Source organism: Solwaraspora sp. WMMD937, from assembly GCF_029581175.1.
Classification (GTDB): domain Bacteria; phylum Actinomycetota; class Actinomycetes; order Mycobacteriales; family Micromonosporaceae; genus Micromonospora_E.
This window is the reverse complement of record NZ_CP120738.1, coordinates 1,653,316-1,668,168: the sequence shown is the minus strand read 5'-3', so window position 1 is coordinate 1,668,168 and position 14,853 is coordinate 1,653,316. Positions and strand designations below refer to the sequence as shown.

The 14,853-nt window shown below is 71.0% G+C and carries 15 protein-coding genes and 2 pseudogenes; 4 read left to right on the top strand and 13 right to left on the bottom strand.

All coding sequences use genetic code 11. The annotated features are described in order from the left end of the window. Window positions 1-95: 95 nt before the first annotated feature. The 3 genes from O7621_RS07260 to O7621_RS07250 form a co-directional block, all read right to left on the bottom strand. Window positions 96-2,489: a sodium-translocating pyrophosphatase gene (locus O7621_RS07260; RefSeq protein WP_282233306.1), complete on the bottom strand. Its 2,394-nt coding sequence runs from the start codon at window positions 2,487-2,489 to the stop codon at window positions 96-98. Between the two features lie 261 nt (window positions 2,490-2,750). Further along, window positions 2,751-3,188 (bottom strand): ATP-binding protein, encoded by a 438-nt coding sequence (locus O7621_RS07255; protein WP_278173352.1) that lies wholly within the window; start codon window positions 3,186-3,188, stop codon window positions 2,751-2,753. Continuing rightward, on the bottom strand, window positions 3,185-3,556 hold the full coding sequence (locus tag O7621_RS07250; protein ID WP_123604332.1) for an STAS domain-containing protein: 372 nt from the start codon (window positions 3,554-3,556) through the stop codon (window positions 3,185-3,187). The genes O7621_RS07255 and O7621_RS07250 overlap by 4 nt, the downstream gene beginning before the upstream one ends. Before the next feature lie 153 nt (window positions 3,557-3,709). On the opposite strand from O7621_RS07250, the gene O7621_RS07245 reads away from it, so the two are divergent. Next, window positions 3,710-6,220 (top strand): DEAD/DEAH box helicase, encoded by a 2,511-nt coding sequence (locus tag O7621_RS07245; protein WP_282233305.1) that lies wholly within the window; start codon window positions 3,710-3,712, stop codon window positions 6,218-6,220. Window positions 6,221-6,276: 56 nt separating this feature from the next. Here the strand turns inward: O7621_RS07245 and O7621_RS07240 are convergent, their stop codons facing one another. The 9 genes and pseudogenes from O7621_RS07240 to O7621_RS07200 all read right to left on the bottom strand — a co-directional run bounded on the left by O7621_RS07240 (window position 6,277) and on the right by O7621_RS07200 (window position 11,361). Then, complete coding sequence (locus O7621_RS07240) at window positions 6,277-6,990, bottom strand: Rv3654c family TadE-like protein (RefSeq protein WP_282233304.1); 714 nt, start codon at window positions 6,988-6,990, stop codon at window positions 6,277-6,279. Continuing rightward, window positions 6,987-7,442, bottom strand: a complete 456-nt coding sequence (locus O7621_RS07235; RefSeq protein WP_282233303.1) for a TadE family type IV pilus minor pilin — start codon at window positions 7,440-7,442, stop codon at window positions 6,987-6,989. The genes O7621_RS07240 and O7621_RS07235 overlap by 4 nt, the downstream gene beginning before the upstream one ends. After that, window positions 7,439-7,567 (bottom strand): DUF4244 domain-containing protein, encoded by a 129-nt coding sequence (locus O7621_RS07230; protein ID WP_233606454.1) that lies wholly within the window; start codon window positions 7,565-7,567, stop codon window positions 7,439-7,441. The genes O7621_RS07235 and O7621_RS07230 overlap by 4 nt, the downstream gene beginning before the upstream one ends. A gap of 137 nt (window positions 7,568-7,704) precedes the next feature. Further along, complete coding sequence (locus O7621_RS07225) at window positions 7,705-8,406, bottom strand: type II secretion system F family protein (protein ID WP_282233302.1); 702 nt, start codon at window positions 8,404-8,406, stop codon at window positions 7,705-7,707. Then, window positions 8,406-8,723 (bottom strand): annotated as a pseudogene (locus O7621_RS07220) (hypothetical protein); the annotation flags it as partial. The gene O7621_RS07225 and the pseudogene O7621_RS07220, both read right to left, overlap by 1 nt. Before the next feature lie 524 nt (window positions 8,724-9,247). After that, the gene (locus O7621_RS07215) at window positions 9,248-10,498 is read right to left on the bottom strand and encodes a TadA family conjugal transfer-associated ATPase (RefSeq protein WP_282233301.1); all 1,251 of its coding nucleotides are present in this window, start codon (window positions 10,496-10,498) and stop codon (window positions 9,248-9,250) included. Window positions 10,499-10,778: 280 nt separating this feature from the next. Continuing rightward, window positions 10,779-10,961, bottom strand: a complete 183-nt coding sequence (locus O7621_RS07210) for a hypothetical protein (protein WP_282233300.1) — start codon at window positions 10,959-10,961, stop codon at window positions 10,779-10,781. After that, the gene (locus tag O7621_RS07205; RefSeq protein ID WP_282233299.1) at window positions 10,961-11,179 is read right to left on the bottom strand and encodes a hypothetical protein; all 219 of its coding nucleotides are present in this window, start codon (window positions 11,177-11,179) and stop codon (window positions 10,961-10,963) included. The genes O7621_RS07210 and O7621_RS07205 overlap by 1 nt, the downstream gene beginning before the upstream one ends. Then, window positions 11,176-11,361, bottom strand: coding sequence for a hypothetical protein (locus tag O7621_RS07200; protein ID WP_282233298.1), 186 nt, complete (start codon window positions 11,359-11,361; stop codon window positions 11,176-11,178). The genes O7621_RS07205 and O7621_RS07200 overlap by 4 nt, the downstream gene beginning before the upstream one ends. Before the next feature lie 249 nt (window positions 11,362-11,610). Between O7621_RS07200 and O7621_RS07195 the strand changes: the two genes are divergently transcribed. The 3 genes and pseudogenes from O7621_RS07195 (at window position 11,611) to O7621_RS07185 (ending at window position 13,509) form a co-directional block, all read left to right on the top strand. Beyond that, window positions 11,611-12,372 carry a transposase family protein gene (locus O7621_RS07195; protein WP_282230741.1) on the top strand — a complete coding sequence of 254 codons (762 nt, stop codon included), beginning with the start codon at window positions 11,611-11,613 and terminating at the stop codon, window positions 12,370-12,372. A gap of 94 nt (window positions 12,373-12,466) precedes the next feature. Beyond that, window positions 12,467-13,321 (top strand): annotated as a pseudogene (locus O7621_RS07190) (helix-turn-helix transcriptional regulator). Next, window positions 13,318-13,509, top strand: a complete 192-nt coding sequence (locus O7621_RS07185; protein WP_282233297.1) for a DUF397 domain-containing protein — start codon at window positions 13,318-13,320, stop codon at window positions 13,507-13,509. Before O7621_RS07190 ends, O7621_RS07185 begins: the two are co-directional and overlap by 4 nt. A gap of 687 nt (window positions 13,510-14,196) precedes the next feature. Here the strand turns inward: O7621_RS07185 and O7621_RS07180 are convergent. Next, complete coding sequence (locus tag O7621_RS07180) at window positions 14,197-14,811, bottom strand: hypothetical protein (protein WP_282233296.1); 615 nt, start codon at window positions 14,809-14,811, stop codon at window positions 14,197-14,199. Window positions 14,812-14,853 lie beyond the last annotated feature (42 nt).

Here is a 14,853-nt window from a genome sequence, read left to right as displayed (position 1 = left end):
GGTGACGACAGCCGTACGGCCCGCCGCCGGTCGGCGGTACGTCGAAGCCGGTGGCTCCACCCGGTCCACCGGGATCGGGCGGAGCCACCGGTCGGTCAGACGCTCACCCGCTCCGATTCGGACCCGGTGCTGCCGCCACCGGCCGGACCGCCGTCGATGTTCTCCCCCATCGCCATCGGCTTGCGCTTGGTGAACACCACGGCGGCCACCACGACCAGGGTCGCCAGCACGGCGATGGCGATGCGCAGCGGGTCGTTCTGGTCGGTGCCCACGCCCCACATGATCACCGCGGGGGCGATCAGCAGCGCCACCAGGTTCATCACCTTGAGCAGCGGGTTGATCGCCGGGCCGGCGGTGTCCTTGAACGGGTCGCCGACGGTGTCGCCGATGACCGTGGCGGCGTGCGCCTCGGAACCCTTGCCGCCGTGCGCGCCGTCCTCCACCAGCTTCTTGGCGTTGTCCCAGGCACCGCCCGAGTTGGCCAGGAAGACCGCCATCAGCACACCGGTGCCGATCGCGCCGGCCAGGTACGCGGCGAGTGCACCGGCACCGAGGCCGAAACCGACCGCGATCGGCGCCAGCACCGCCAGCAGACCCGGGGTGAGCAGCTCCCGCTGGGCGTCGCGGGTGCAGATGTCGACCACCTTGCCGTACTCCGGCCGTTGGGTCCGCTCCATGATCCCTGGGTTGTCGCGGAACTGGCGGCGGACCTCCAGCACAACGGCGCCGGCCGAGCGGGACACCGCGTTGATGGCCAGCCCGGAGAAGAGGAAGACCACCGCGGCACCGATGATCAGTCCGACCAGGTTGCCCGGGTTGGCGACGTTGAGCGAGTCGGCCAGGTAACCGGGCACGTCGTCGATCCCGGCGTCGTTCAGCGCGATGCTGACCGTGTCGGTGTAGGAGCCGAACAGCGCCGTCGCGGCGAGCACGGCGGTGGCGATCGCGATGCCCTTGGTGATCGCCTTGGTGGTGTTGCCGACCGCGTCCAGCTCGGTGAGGGTACGGGCACCGGCCTCGTCGATGTCACCGGACATCTCGGCGATGCCCTGCGCGTTGTCGGAGATCGGGCCGAAGGTGTCCATCGCCACGATCACGCCGACCGTGGTGAGCAGGCCGGTGCCGGCCAGCGCCACGGCGAACAGCGACAGGGTGATGGAGCCGCCGCCGAGCAGGAACGCCCCGAACACACCCGCCCCGACCAGCAGCGCCGAGTAGACCGCCGACTCCAGGCCGACGCTGATGCCGGCCAGGATGACGGTGGCCGCGCCGGTCTGCGAACTCTTGCCGATGTCCTGCACCGGGCGGCGGTGCACCTCGGTGAAGTAGCCGGTGAGCAGCTGGATCGCGGCGGCCAGCACGATACCGATGAGTACCGCGCCGATGGCCAGGCCGGCCGGGGACAGCAGCAGGTCGGTCCCGTCGTCGACGCCGAGCTGCGTACGCCAGTCGTCGCCGAGCATCTCGGTCCAACTGCTCGGCAGGTAGAGGAAGGCAGCGACGGCGACCAGCACCGCGGCCAGCACCGCCGAGGTGAAGAACGCCCGGTTGATCGCCACCATGCCGTTGCGGTCCGACGGACGCAGCCGGGTGATCAGTACGCCGAACAGCGCGATCACCGCACCGATGGTGGAGACGATCAGCGGGAAGACCAGGCCTTCCTCGCCGAACGCGGCCCGGCCCAGGATCAGCGCGGCGACCAGGGTCACCGCGTACGACTCGAACAGGTCGGCGGCCATGCCGGCGCAGTCACCGACGTTGTCGCCCACGTTGTCGGCGATGGTCGCCGGGTTACGGGCGTCGTCCTCCGGGATGCCCTGCTCGACCTTGCCGACCAGGTCGGCACCGACGTCGGCGGCCTTGGTGAAGATGCCGCCGCCGACCCGCATGAACATGGCCAGCAGGGCCGCACCGAAGCCGAAGCCCTCCAGCACGGTCGGCGCGTCGACCCGGTAGAGGACGACCACCAGGGCCGCGCCGAACAGGCCGAGGCCCACCGTGAGGAAGCCGACCACGCCGCCGGTCCGGAAGGCGATCTTCATCGCGTTCTCCCGGCCACCGGCGCCGGTGCCGGCCGCCGCGGCGACCCGCAGGTTCGCCCGGGTGGCCAGCGCCATCCCGGCGCCGCCGATGAACGCGCTGAACACCGCGCCCACCACGAAAAAGACGGATCGACCGACCTTCACCATCGTCTCGCTGCCCTGTGTCTCGTGCACAGGGAGCAGGAAGAGCAGTATGACGGCGAGTACGACGAACACGCCGAGGGTTTTGAACTGGCGGAACAGGTACGCCGACGCGCCTTCCTGCACGGCGCCGGCGATCTCCTGCATGTTCGTGGTGCCCTTACCGGTCGCCAGCACCGCCCGTACCAGGGCGGCGGCGAAACCCAGCGCCACCAGCGCGATGACCGCGGCGATGACGACGTACGTCAGGTGTGTGCCGGTAAGGGACAGCCCGCCGCCTTCGGCGGCCAAGGTGGTCCCGGACATCAGTGTCCTCCTGTACCGAACGCTCGCCCCGGTCGGTGGACGAACCGGCGGGGCGACTCCACGCGGGGAGCAACGAGGTCTGCTGGCACCCACAGGTTTGTGGGGCCAGGACAGTTGGTGATAACCCGCGTACTCTAGCCGGACCGGGTAAGGCAGGTCACACCGTCCACCCACCGAGTTGTGGATCATTCCTGCAGGCGGAACGGACAGATGTGACGATGGAGGTTGATCTTCAGCTGGTGTGCCGGGCCGACGCGGGTCTCACCGGCCGACCGGCCAGACCATCCGCACCTCGGTTCCGACACCTTCGTCGACCGGCCGCACCTGGAGGTCTTCCACGAAACCGGCCAGCAGGGCGAAACCGACACCGACCGTCAGGGCCTCGTCGGTCAACGACTCGTCGGCCAGCTCGTCGGGCGGCAGCGCGCTCAGACCGAGCCCGGCTTCGATCGGAGCCCGGTCGATCACCCGTACGGTGTAGGTCTCCTCATCGGACATCTCCACCTGAACCAGGTCGGCCAGCCCGTACTGGCGATGCAGGGCGACGGCCCTGGTGCAGGCCTCGCCGATCGCCAGCCGGACCTCGTCGAGCAGCTCCTCGGCGACTCCGGCCCGGCGGGCGACGGCGACGCCGACCAGGCGGGCGGTGCGCACGTGCACCGGCGCCGGGGAGAACGAGAGGCGGACGGTGGCCATCACGCCGTCGGCGCTGCGCCAGCTGAGCCATCCGGTTCCCCACCGGTGGCGGCCTGTACGGTCGGAAAGATCGGGAAGACCTGGTCCAGCGCGGTGATCCGGAAGATCTTCAGCAGGGACTCCTTGTCGCAGACCAGCCCGAAGGTGCCGCCAGCCGGGCGGAGTCGCTTCAGCGCGCCGACCAGCACGCCGAGCCCGGTGGAGTCGAGGAAGTCGACCCGGTGGAGATCAACGACGATCTTGTGGTTGCCGGCGTCGATCAGCTCAATCAACCGCTCCCGCAGCCGGGGAGCGGTATAGACGTCCACTTCGCCGCCGACCTCCAGCACCGTGTACTCGCCAACGGTGCGAGTCGACAGCGACAGCTCCATCGGTCCCCTCCTCGGCTGCGATGCACGCCTATGGCATCTAACCACCGCGCGGCGCGGTTGCGCCGCGCGACTCCGCACGGTCGATGATCTCCCTGCATCCCACAGACCTACCCCGGGATGCCAGCGTCGGCGCCCCGGTGCGAGAGTGCAGACGTGACCTCACCCGCCACCGTAACGCCCGGACCGGGTCCGGACCCGGCGGGGTTGCTGCGTCGGTGGGGCGCCGCCGGGGAGGTGCCGCGCCAGACCAGCACCGCACCAGCGGGCCGGACGGCGCCCGGGCAGCAGGCAACGCCGGCTAGGCCGACCGCTGGACCGGACCCGACTCCGTACCCGGCTGCGGTCACCCATGTCGAGCGGTTGCCGGTGCGCCCCGGTGCCACCGCGCCGTGGCCCGACTGGGTGCCCGCCGACCTGCGGGACGTGTTGACCGCACGCGGGGTCCACCAGCCTTGGCGGCACCAGGCGTACGCAGCCGATTTGGCCTACTCCGGCCGGCACGTCATCGTCGCCACCGGCACCGGGTCCGGCAAGTCGCTGGCGTACCTGCTGCCGGCGTTGGCGAAGCTGCTGGCCGACCCTCGGGCCACTGTGCTGTACCTGGCGCCGACGAAGGCACTCGCCGCCGACCAGTTGCGCGCCGTCGCCGAGCTGGGACTCGACGGGGTACGGCCGGCCTGCTACGACGGCGACACTCCGCAGTCGGAGCGAGCCTGGATCCGGCAGCACGCCCGCTTTGTGCTGACGAATCCGGACATGCTGCACCGAGGTATCCTGCCCCGGCACGGGGCCTGGTCAAACTTCCTCCGCCGGCTGACCTACGTCATCGTCGACGAGTGCCACAGCTACCGGGGCGTGTTCGGCTCGCACGTGGCCCACGTACTGCGTCGACTGCGTCGCCAGACCGAGCGGTACCAGCGGGTCCGGCCCGGCGCCGGGTCCAGCGGCCGGCCCACCCTCGGGTCCGGAGCCCGACCCGGCACCGGGTCCGGCACGCCGGTGTTCATCCTGGCCTCGGCGACCTCGGGAGAGCCGGCGCGGGCGGGCAGCCAGCTGACCGGGCTGCCGGTGGAGCCGGTCACCGAGGACAGCGCGCCGCGTGGGGCGGTGACCTTCGCCCTGTGGGAGCCACCGCTGCTGCCCGGTGCCCGCGCCGACACCGACGACCTCACCCCGGTACGCCGGTCGGCGCTGCGGGAAAGCGCCGACCTGCTCGCCGACGCGGTCGCCGCCGGGGTACGCACGCTCGCGTTCGTCCGGTCCCGGCGCGGGGCCGAGGTGGTGGCCAGCAACGCGCGCCGGGCGCTCGACGAGGTGGCTCCCGGGCTCGGTGACCGGGTGGCGGCGTACCGGGCCGGTTTCCTGGCCGAGGAGCGACGGGCGTTGGAGCGCGCACTCACCTCCGGCGAACTGCTCGGGCTGGCCTCGACGAACGCACTCGAGCTCGGGGTGGATCTGGTCGGCCTCGACGCGGTGCTGATCTGCGGGTACCCCGGCACCCGGGCGTCGCTGTGGCAGCAGGCCGGCCGGGCCGGACGCGCCGGACGCGAGGCGCTGGCGGTGCTGATCGCCCGGGACGACCCGCTCGACACGTACCTGGTGCACCATCCGGAGGCGGTCTTCGGCCGGCCGGTGGAGGCGACGGTGCTCGACCCGACCAATCCGTACGTGCTCGGGCCGCAACTGTGCTGCGCAGCCGCCGAGGGTGCGCTGACCTCGGCCGACATCGAACTGTTCGGCGGCGCGTCGGTCAAGCAGACGCTGGACGACCTGGTCGCCGCCGGGCTGCTGCGGCGACGCCCCACCGGCTGGTACTGGACCGCCGCCGGCCGTCCCGAGGTCGACCTGCGCGGCGAGGGCGGCGCCCCGGTCGACGTCGTGGAGACGTCGACCGGTCGGCTGCTCGGCACGGTCGACCCCGGCTCGTCGCACTTCCTCATCCATCCGGGCGCGGTCTACCTGCACCAGGGCGTGTCGTACGTGGTGGACGACCTCGACCTGGACGGGGCGTGCGCGCTGGTGCACGCCGAGGAGCCGGACTGGTCCACCCACGCCCGGGAAATCACCTCGCTGTCGGTGGCGGCGGTACGCGAGTACCGCGATGCCGGCCCGGTCGGCCTGTTCGTCGGCGACGTCGACGTGACCAGCCAGGTCGTCTCCTACCAGCGGCGCCGGATCGGGTCGGGCGAGGTGCTGGACACCCGACCGCTGGACCTGCCGGCCCGACAGTTGCGCACCGTCGCCGTGTGGTTCACCGTCTCGCCGGCCGCGCTCGCCGCCGCCGGGGTCGAGCCGGCAGACGTGCCCGGCGCGCTGCACGCCGCCGAGCACGCGGCGATCGGCCTGCTGCCGTTGATCGCCACCTGCGACCGGTGGGACATTGGTGGGCTCTCCACCGCCGCGCACGCCGACACCGAGGCGCCGACGGTGTTCGTCTACGACGGCCACCCAGGGGGAGCCGGGTTCGCCGAACGCGCCTACCAGGCGGCCCGGACCTGGTTGGGGGCCACCCGCGATCTGATCGCCGCGTGTGGCTGCGAGACCGGCTGCCCGTCCTGCGTGCAGTCGCCGAAGTGCGGCAACGGCAACAACCCGCTGGGCAAGGCCGACGCGGTCCGGGTGCTCGACGTGGTGCTGGCCAGCCTGCCGGAAAGTCCTGACTGATCCGGCACCGGACCATGTGCGATCTACTGGCATGAATTTCTCCTGATCTGGATAGATTAGACGTTGGGAGCGCTTCCAGCACGCCACCGGAGGAGAACGCCGTGGCCGACACCGTGGCCGACACCGTCGAACTGCTCTACTCGATCGACCCGCAGAACCTCACCGTCGACCAGCAGATCGCCCTGGCCCAGGCGTACGCGGCCCTGGCCCAGGCGGAACGCCTCGAACTGATCCAGCAGCGGCTCTACAACATCCACCAGGTGATTTCCCGCTGGGCCATGCACGCCACCACCGCCGACGGCCCGACCCGCTGACCAGGGGTCGGCCCGCGCGTCGGCGCCCTCCCACGGGTCGGCCCGCAGCGGACCGGCCCGGGCGGTCGCACTCACCGGCCGACCGACGCCGGTGGCCGGAAGCGGCGTCACCTCGACGGTGACCACCACCTCCATCCCGTCGACGGAGCAGGCACGCAACCGCCCGCCGTTGCGTCCGGCCACCTCGGCCGCCCGCTCGCAGACCACGCCCTGGCCGGCGAACACCCGGGCGGCACCGGCGAGCGCGGCCAGGTCTGCGGCCACCGAGGCCTGCTGCCGGGCGAGCCGGACCGCACCGATCAGCGCGCCGGCCATCCCGGCGGCGACCAGCGTCAACCCGACAGCGAGCAGCCACAGGCTGGCGCTACCGCGCTGCCCGACGTCGGCCCCGGGCCGGCGTGGGCGGCCTGGGTCACGCAGCCCACGCAGCCCACGCTGGCATCGTCGGCCGGTCACCGGTGACGCTCCGGCGGCGGTCCCGCGCCGGAACCGCCATCGACGGCACCGCCGGTAACGGAACCGCTGCTGCCGGCGTTTCCAGTCGCGCCGGCAGCAGTCCCGGTGACGCCGGGCTCAACCGCGGCGGTCACGGACGCGGTGACCGACGCCGGCCCGAGCCGGGCGCCCAACGCCCGCAGCGGTGCCCGGACCGTGACGGTGACCAGGTCACCGTCGACAACCACGGAGACCTCGGCTCCCGGTGGCCCGGCCAGGGCTGCCGCGTCACGGTCGCCCCGGGCGGTGGCCAGCGCGACCGACCGTGCCATGTCGAGACACTCGGACTTGGTGACCACGGCGCTGACGGCGGACAGCCCGACCGCCAGCAGCAGGACCAGCGCCGGCAGACCGGCGGCCAACTCGGCGGTGAACGAGCCCCGGTCACCGCCGGCCTGCCGGCGCGGCCTCACCCGAGCGCCCGATCGATGACCGAGGCGAGGGCGGCCTGCACACCCTCGCTGGTCAACACCTTGAGCAGGATCCCGGCGAAGGCGACGGCGGCCAGGGTGCCGACGGCGTACTCGGCGGTGTTCATCCCCGCGTCGTCGCGCAACCGGCCGACCAGGTGGCCGCGCCACCGGCCGACCGCCCGCCGTCCGGACACCGTCGTCGCTGTCGTCGGCACCGCCGCGTCGGGCGGAACCTTCGTCGACCGCATGATGACTCCTTTCCTCAGAGGACGTCGCCGAGGACGGCGACGATCACCGGCACCAGACCGGCGAGAATGAAGGCGGGCAGGAAACACAGCCCGAGGGGAAGCACGATCAGCACCCCGGCGCGGCGGGCCGCCGCCTCGGCCGCTGCCGAGCGACCGGCCCGCAGATCGTCGGCGAGCCTGGTCGCCGCGCCGGCGAGGGCGGCGCCGCTGGCCGCGGAGCGGATCGCGGCAGCGGCCAGGCGCTCGCCGCCCGGGACCGCGTCGACATGCCGCCATGCCTCGGCCGGCTCGGCACCGAGCCGCAGCGCCCGGGCCACCCGACTCAGCCCGGAACCAAGCGGCCCGGCCAGCGCGTCGGCCACCGCGATCACCGCCTGATCCACCGGTGCCCCGGCGCGCAGCGCCGCCGCCAGCAGATCGGCGGCCAGCGGCAGGTCGGCTGCCGCACGTAGCCGCCGACGGCGTACCGACGGTGGCTCGATCCGGCGCAGTGACCGGTCGACACCGACAGCGGCCGCAACGGCCAGCGGCACGGAGAGCCAATTGCCACCGATCACCAGCACCGCCAGGCCGGACAGCACCGCGACCGGCCGGACGAGCCGCGACAGGTCGGACTCCGGTGGCTGACTGTCACTAAGCCGGGCGAGCCGGCGACGGGCGGCGAGCGCCGTGACCGGGCGGACCGCGGGCGGCAGCATCGCGCGGGTGCCGGTCATCAGCGGGTCGCCTCCGGTGCCCGGTTCAGCCGCTCGGTCCAGGCCAGCCCAGCCACTTGCAGGGCCACCGCGGCAAGCGCGCAGGTCGCGCCGATCGGGGTCCGCAACAGCACTGCCAACGGGTCCACCCCGATGCTGTAGCCGAGGGCCAGGCCGCCGACGGGCAGCGCGGCCAGCAGCCAGGCGGTCATCTGCGCACCGGCGGCCTGCGCACCGGCCGCCTCCCGCGACCGGTCCAGTGCACGGGCGTCGGCTTCGATCCGTTCGATCAAGTCGGCCAGTGGCGCGCCGGTGCGCTCCGCCAGCCGTACGGCGGCGGTCGACAAGCCGGCGAGCCGGGTCGCGGCGGTGCCCGTCGTTGGGCCCGGGTCCGGCAACGTCGCCGGCTGCGGGAACGTCTTCGGCCGCGCCGGCAGTCCGGCCCGCAGGTCGGCGGCGTGGGCGGCCAGTGCGTCCAACTGCCGTACCCGCTGGTCTCGCCGGGCCTTCGCGGCGGCACGGTTCGCCGCCGTCCGCAGGCCGAGCCCCAGGTACGCGGCGGTGATCGCCGCCGCCACCGGCCCGGCCGACCAGCCGGCGACGAGCCCGCCGGTGCCGGCGACTGCCACCAGCGCCCGGCGTGGATGCCGGCGCGCGGCGTTGCCGAGCCACAGCACCCGGGACCGCAGCGCCCGGGACCGCAGCCGGACGCTGAACCGGACGGTGGCCGGTGTCGGCGAGTCCGGACCGCCGCTGGACCGGACCGGGGTCGGACCGGTCACGGCCAGCAGCCGACGGCGGTGTCCCCACGGGCGGCGCAGCCGCATCGGCCAACGCCGGCGGGACGTGCCGGGTAGCCGGCTCATCGCGGCCCCCGGCTGTCGAGCACCGCCGGCACCGGTACGCCGCGTTCGATGAGCAGCCTGGCCAGGGCCGGGCCGGCCTGCTGTGGGCCGGCCCCGCGCCGCCAGGCCGGGGTGACCGTGATCAGCCGCTCCGGCCCGTGCGGGGTGAGCAGACAGATCGCGTCGACGAATCGCCGCCCGGCGAACCGGCGCAGCTGGACGACCACCTGGATGGCGGCCGCGATCTGTGCATGCAATGCGGCGCGGGGCAACCCACCGAGCAGTCCCAACGCCTCCAGCCGGGCCGGCACGTCGCTGGCCGCGTTCGCGTGCAGGGTGCCGGCGCCGCCGTCGTGGCCGGTGTTGAGCGCGGCCAGCAGGTCGACCACCTCGGCGCCCCGGCATTCGCCGACGACGAGCCGGTCCGGCCGCATCCGCAACGCCTGCCGGACCAACGCACCGAGCCCGACCGACCCGACCCCCTCGACGTTGGCCGTCCGTGCCTGCAACGTCACCACGTGCGGATGCTCCGGCCGCAGCTCGGCCGCGTCCTCCACCATCACGATCCGCTCGTCGGCCGGCACCAGCCCGAGCAACGTGTTCAACAAGGTCGTCTTGCCCGACCCCGTGCCGCCCGTGATCAGGTACGCCAACCGCCCCGCCACCACCGCCCGCAGCAACTCCGCCACCGGGCCGTCAACCATGCCGTTGCCCGCCAGCTCGGCCAGCTGGAACGGACGCTGCCGGAAGGTCCGCAACGACAGGTACGGCCCCGTCGCCGCCACCGGCGGCAACACCGCGTGCAACCGGGTACCGTCCGGCAACCGGGCATCGACGTACGGGCAACCGTCATCGAGCCGACGCCCGCAGGCCGCCGCCAACCGCTGCGCCAACCGACGCACCTCGTCCACGGAACCGACGCCCACCGCCGCCCGCTCCAGCCCGGCGCCCCGGTCCACCCACACCTGGGTGCCGTTCACCAGGACGTCGGTCACCCGCGCGTCGGCCAGCAACGGTGCCAACGGCCCGGCCCCGGCCAACTCACCGTGCACCCGGTCGGCCAGCCGCAACAGCCCGGCGTCACCCCGCAACGCCGCCCCCGGCTCGGCCCGCACCGCACCGACCACCGACGCCGGCGTCACCGCCGTGCCGTCCGCGATGAACCGCTCCCGCACGCGGGCCGCCACCACCGCCTCGTCGACACCCGTGCCACCCGGCCACCCGGCCGGCGCGACGAAACCGCCCGTATGGGCCGACCCGGCCGTCATGCCGCCGCCACCGAACGATCGACCAGCCCCGCCACGTCACGCCGTGGTCTTGCCTCGGCGGTGACGAGCGGCGGGCAGGTGCGGCGAATCGTGACGGGGTACAGCGGCGGCATCTGAGCCCTCCTACGGCTCGGGGAGCGATGCCGAAACTGTGGACGCTGACGCGGCGTCCACGCCTGGACGATCAGGCAGGCTGTGGACAACCGACCTGCCTGTGGATAACTCCTCCCGGCCGGAGGTGATCTGCTACGGCGGCCGCGTAGGCAATGAACCGGCAGGGTCAGATCGAGCGGCGTGGCCAGCGCTTGCGGGGGCGCGGCTCCTCCTCACGGTGATGACGCTTGTGCTCGTGCACGCGGTCCTCCCACGCCTGCTGGTCGTCGTCGGCGGGATCGAACGGGTACCAGCGGTGCGAACCGTCCTCGAAGTGCATGTCCTCGTCACCGGGCCGGATGACCGACATCAGCGCCACCATCCCATGAATCGCCGGTACAGGTAGCCGCTGCGGCTGTCGGCCAGGTCGATCATCGCGTCGAGAAGGCACGTCGCCATGTAGACCGACACCGACACCGTCGCCCCCGCGTACTCCGCGAGCAGTTCCTGACGGCGGGTGTGACAGGGCCACGGATCCGCGCATCCCGCGCAGGTCCACGCCGGCTGGATCGGGGTGTGGAAGCTCACGCGCCCTCCCCTGGCCAGTGACCCCGGTTGATCGGTATCCGGTGCCGCGCCCGGCAGGGCAGCGCCGACCCGCACCGACAGACCTGCTGCCACTTGCTCCAGGACCACACCGGCCGGTGTCGCCGGGCCAGTGTCCGTGCGACTGCGACGACGTACGCCTCGTAGCTGACGCGCTGGGTCATCCGCCCCTGCTTGAGTGAGGGGATGTGACGGCCGGGCCTATCGGTCATCCGAGCGCCACACCCAGCAACCATGGTTCCTGAATGCAATATTACATTTCAGATGAAACATTTGACGATATCTCATCTATTGAGGCTTATTCAGCAGGGCCCCGCTAGCCCACAGTGGACCCCCCTCGATAAACGAGACGGCCCGCCCTCCCATAGGATGGAGTTACCACACAACAACCAAAGAAAAGCGGACCGCCGAACATGTATCATACCACCGGCTTCACGACCGATCAGATCCGCGACCTCTGCGTGCTGGTCCGCACCGAATGCCGGAACCTGGGCATGGAACCGTGGCCACCGATCCTCGGCCTCTACCGCGCCCTCGTGGTCACGTTGACCTACATGCGGCGCAACCGCGTCCAAGCGGAGATCGCCGAGGCGCACGGTGTCTCCCAGTCGACGATCTCCCGGGCGGTCACCGGCATCACCCCGGTCCTCGACCGCGTGCTGGCGGGGTTCGCGCCGACCGCCGACGAGCTCGACCCGACCGTCCAGTACATCGTCGACGGCACTCTGTTCCCCTGCTGGTCATGGCGCACGGACCGCTGTCTGTACTCCGGCAAGCACAAGACCACGGGCATGAGCGTCCAGGTCGCCTGCACCCTCGACGGCGCGCTCGCCTGGGTCTCCGATCCTGTCACCGGCAACCACCACGACTCGTACGCGATCAACGACACCGGTGTTCTCGCCAGCCTGAACCCTGGAGACTGGATCGGCGACAAAGGATACGTCGGCAACGGCATGATCACTCCGTACAAGAAGCCCAAGGGCGGCGAGCTCACAGAGTGGCAGAAGGAATACAACAGGCAGGTCAACAAGATCCGCTGGGTCGTCGAACAGGTCATCGCGAACCTGAAGACCTGGAGAATCCTGCACACCGACTACCGCAGACCGCTCGCGACCTTCACAGAAACGATCTCCTGTGCCATCGGGCTGCATTTCTACAGGATCGCCTGTGAATAAACCTCATTGATGTTTCATTGCTGAGTGTGGTCGATGGGTGCTACATATCGAGTGGGAATGTCGCCCGGTGTGTAGTCACGGAGAGGAGAATCCAGTGACGACCGACACCGGCTCGACCGTCCCGAGGCGACAGCTCGGCAGGCATCTACGGCAGCTCCGCGAGGAGGCTCGCGTGACCGTGAAGGCTGCGGCCAGCGCACTGGAATGGTCCACGCCGAAGATCTGGCGCATCGAAACCGGTGCCACGTCGATGCGATCCCTCGACGTCGAAGCCATGTGAAAGGTCTACGGAGCGTCACCAGAAATCACCGAGGCGTTGATGGGTCTCGCCAAGGAGACCAGGGCCCGTGGCTGGTGGCACTCGTACGGCGACGCCATCCCCGAGTGGTTCGAGCTGCACGTCGGCCTTGAGTAAGGCGCCACCCGGCTGCACAAGTACGAGGCGCACCTGGTCCCCGGCCTTCTGCAGACCAAGGCGTACGCGACCCGGGTATACGAGGCCGGACGCCCCGACATGAAGCGCGAGGACATCGACCGAGGGGTTGCCTTGCGGCTCGACCGTCAGGCACTGCTGACCCGAGCCACCCCACCCGCGCCGCAGGTCGACATCATCCTCGACGAGGCTGTGCTCCGGCGCGACATCAACGCCGAGCAGCTCAACCTGATCGTCACCGTCAGCCGCCAGCCCAATGTCTCCGTCCGGGTGGTGCCGTTCAGCGCAGGCCTGCACCGCGCCACGTTGGCGAACGGCGCGTTCACCATCCTGGATTTCGACGGCTCCGACGAACCGACGATCATCTACGCCGACGGACTGACCGGCGCCCTCTACCTCGACAAGCCCGCCGAGGCGGCGGCGTACGAAGAGGTCTGGTCAGCCGTCGAGTCCACGGCACTCAGCGAGGCGCAGTCTCGCAAACTCATCGCATCGATCGCGGAGGAACTGTCTTGACCGAACTCGCGTGGAAGAAGAGCACCCGCAGCAACGCCGGCGGGGACTGTGTCGAGGTCGCCAGCCCCAGCCGAGCAGTCCTGGTCCGTGACAGCAAGGACCAGGCCGGACCGGTGCTGTCGTTCACCGCCGATACCTGGACCGGCTTCGTTCAGGGGATCAAGATCGGCCAGTTCGACCACGGCTGACCCCGATGAACGTCTGCCCCTGATCCCACGACCGGACCAGGGGCAGACCCCGGTGTCAGCTCACCCCCACGGCCGTACGACGACCCACGATCTTGTCCCCGACCCGGACAGAGCCCGCCTGGTTCTTGACGGACAGTGCTCCGCATGTGCATCTCCTGCCTTGACTAAGCAGCATCTGGGAGGGAGGACGGTCCCGCGTGCCGCTGCGGCATTCGGGCCTTGTCCCGGTGCAGGGCTGCGACAGCCGCGCAGATGAAGATGGGGTCGAGGCCCTTGCGGATTCGCCGACGACCAGCCGGTCCGGCCGCAGTTCGACCGCTGACATCGATGCAGCTAATCGCAGCGAGCCCTTGGGTTCAGGGGGTCGTCGAGCATCGGCTAGTGGTTCAGGTCTCGAACCTAAGGTTGACGCACGTCACCCTCCACGCATCAACGTGCACGAAGTAGTCACACACCACGGAGCCAAGCGGTCCGGCGTCGACTCGCGATCGGTAGCACGGAGGGAATGGCGCCTCTGGCTCATCCCCGGACTCGCCGACGTGGTGCCCCATTTCAAGACGTGCTCGGGGCACAGCGGCCGGATTGTTGGCAAGTTGCGTTAGCCACGCAGCAAACGACTGCCGAAGGTGCGACGGGAGGCCGTCGAGGTCGCCGAGTCGGTCGACGAAACCTTCGAGTTCCCAGCGGCTACCGGCTGCCACGGCCAGCGACCTTGGCGAGGAGCGCGTCAAGGTCGTCTGGTTCGGCTGGTGGGCTTGCCGCCTGGACACGGCGAATCTCTGCGGCAGTCTGCCGCAGGCGTTCCAGGCTGTCGTGCTCGACCGGTTCCAAGGCGCCGTCACCGGTGAAGAAGGCCCGCATCATCGCATGGTTGATGGCCTGCCCAGCCATGGTGTTCTGCCACGGCGGTTCGGCGCGGGCCAAACGGTCGAGGTCGCCGGTGGTGGTTTTGCCGTAGCGGGTGGCGACGGCCAGGACGACGTTGAGCAGCCAGTCGTCCAGAACCCCGGGGGTATGGGGTTGGTGCTGGTCGACGAAGTCCTCGACAGCCGCACCATTCGTCGAGGCGAGGATCCGGTTGGGGAACGCGGGCTTGCCGGTGTAGGCAAGGTGGTGGCCTTGGACGTAGTACAGCAGCCAGTGCAGTTTGGTGCCGTCGACTTGGGGCAGGTGCACGCGTAGTGCTGCGGCGGCCTGGTTTGCGGTGACAGCCATCGGGCCAACGTATCGGCTGGTCATCGATGGTTCGACCCGGTGAGTGTGTCGGATTTCAGATGGGGCGTGGGCATGGAGCAGCGTCATGGGTGGCCTCCCGCTTCGCGCCAGCACTGACCACCAAGAGTA

What these genes read in the sequence shown, in the direction of transcription:
- O7621_RS07180 (WP_282233296.1), bottom strand. Translation starts at nt 14,811, where the DNA reads ATGACGCTGCTCCATGCCCACGCCCCATCTGAAATCCGACACACTCAC.
- O7621_RS07200 (WP_282233298.1), bottom strand. Translation starts at nt 11,361, where the DNA reads ATGACCCAGCGCGTCAGCTACGAGGCGTACGTCGTCGCAGTCGCACGG.
- O7621_RS07225 (WP_282233302.1), bottom strand. Translation starts at nt 8,406, where the DNA reads ATGACCGGCACCCGCGCGATGCTGCCGCCCGCGGTCCGCCCGGTCACG.
- O7621_RS07230 (WP_233606454.1), bottom strand. Translation starts at nt 7,567, where the DNA reads ATGAACACCGCCGAGTACGCCGTCGGCACCCTGGCCGCCGTCGCCTTC.
- O7621_RS07215 (WP_282233301.1), bottom strand. Translation starts at nt 10,498, where the DNA reads ATGACGGCCGGGTCGGCCCATACGGGCGGTTTCGTCGCGCCGGCCGGG.
- O7621_RS07260 (WP_282233306.1), bottom strand. Translation starts at nt 2,489, where the DNA reads ATGTCCGGGACCACCTTGGCCGCCGAAGGCGGCGGGCTGTCCCTTACC.
- O7621_RS07195 (WP_282230741.1), top strand. Translation starts at nt 11,611, where the DNA reads ATGTATCATACCACCGGCTTCACGACCGATCAGATCCGCGACCTCTGC.
- O7621_RS07210 (WP_282233300.1), bottom strand. Translation starts at nt 10,961, where the DNA reads ATGTCGGTCATCCGGCCCGGTGACGAGGACATGCACTTCGAGGACGGT.
- O7621_RS07250 (WP_123604332.1), bottom strand. Translation starts at nt 3,556, where the DNA reads ATGGAGCTGTCGCTGTCGACTCGCACCGTTGGCGAGTACACGGTGCTG.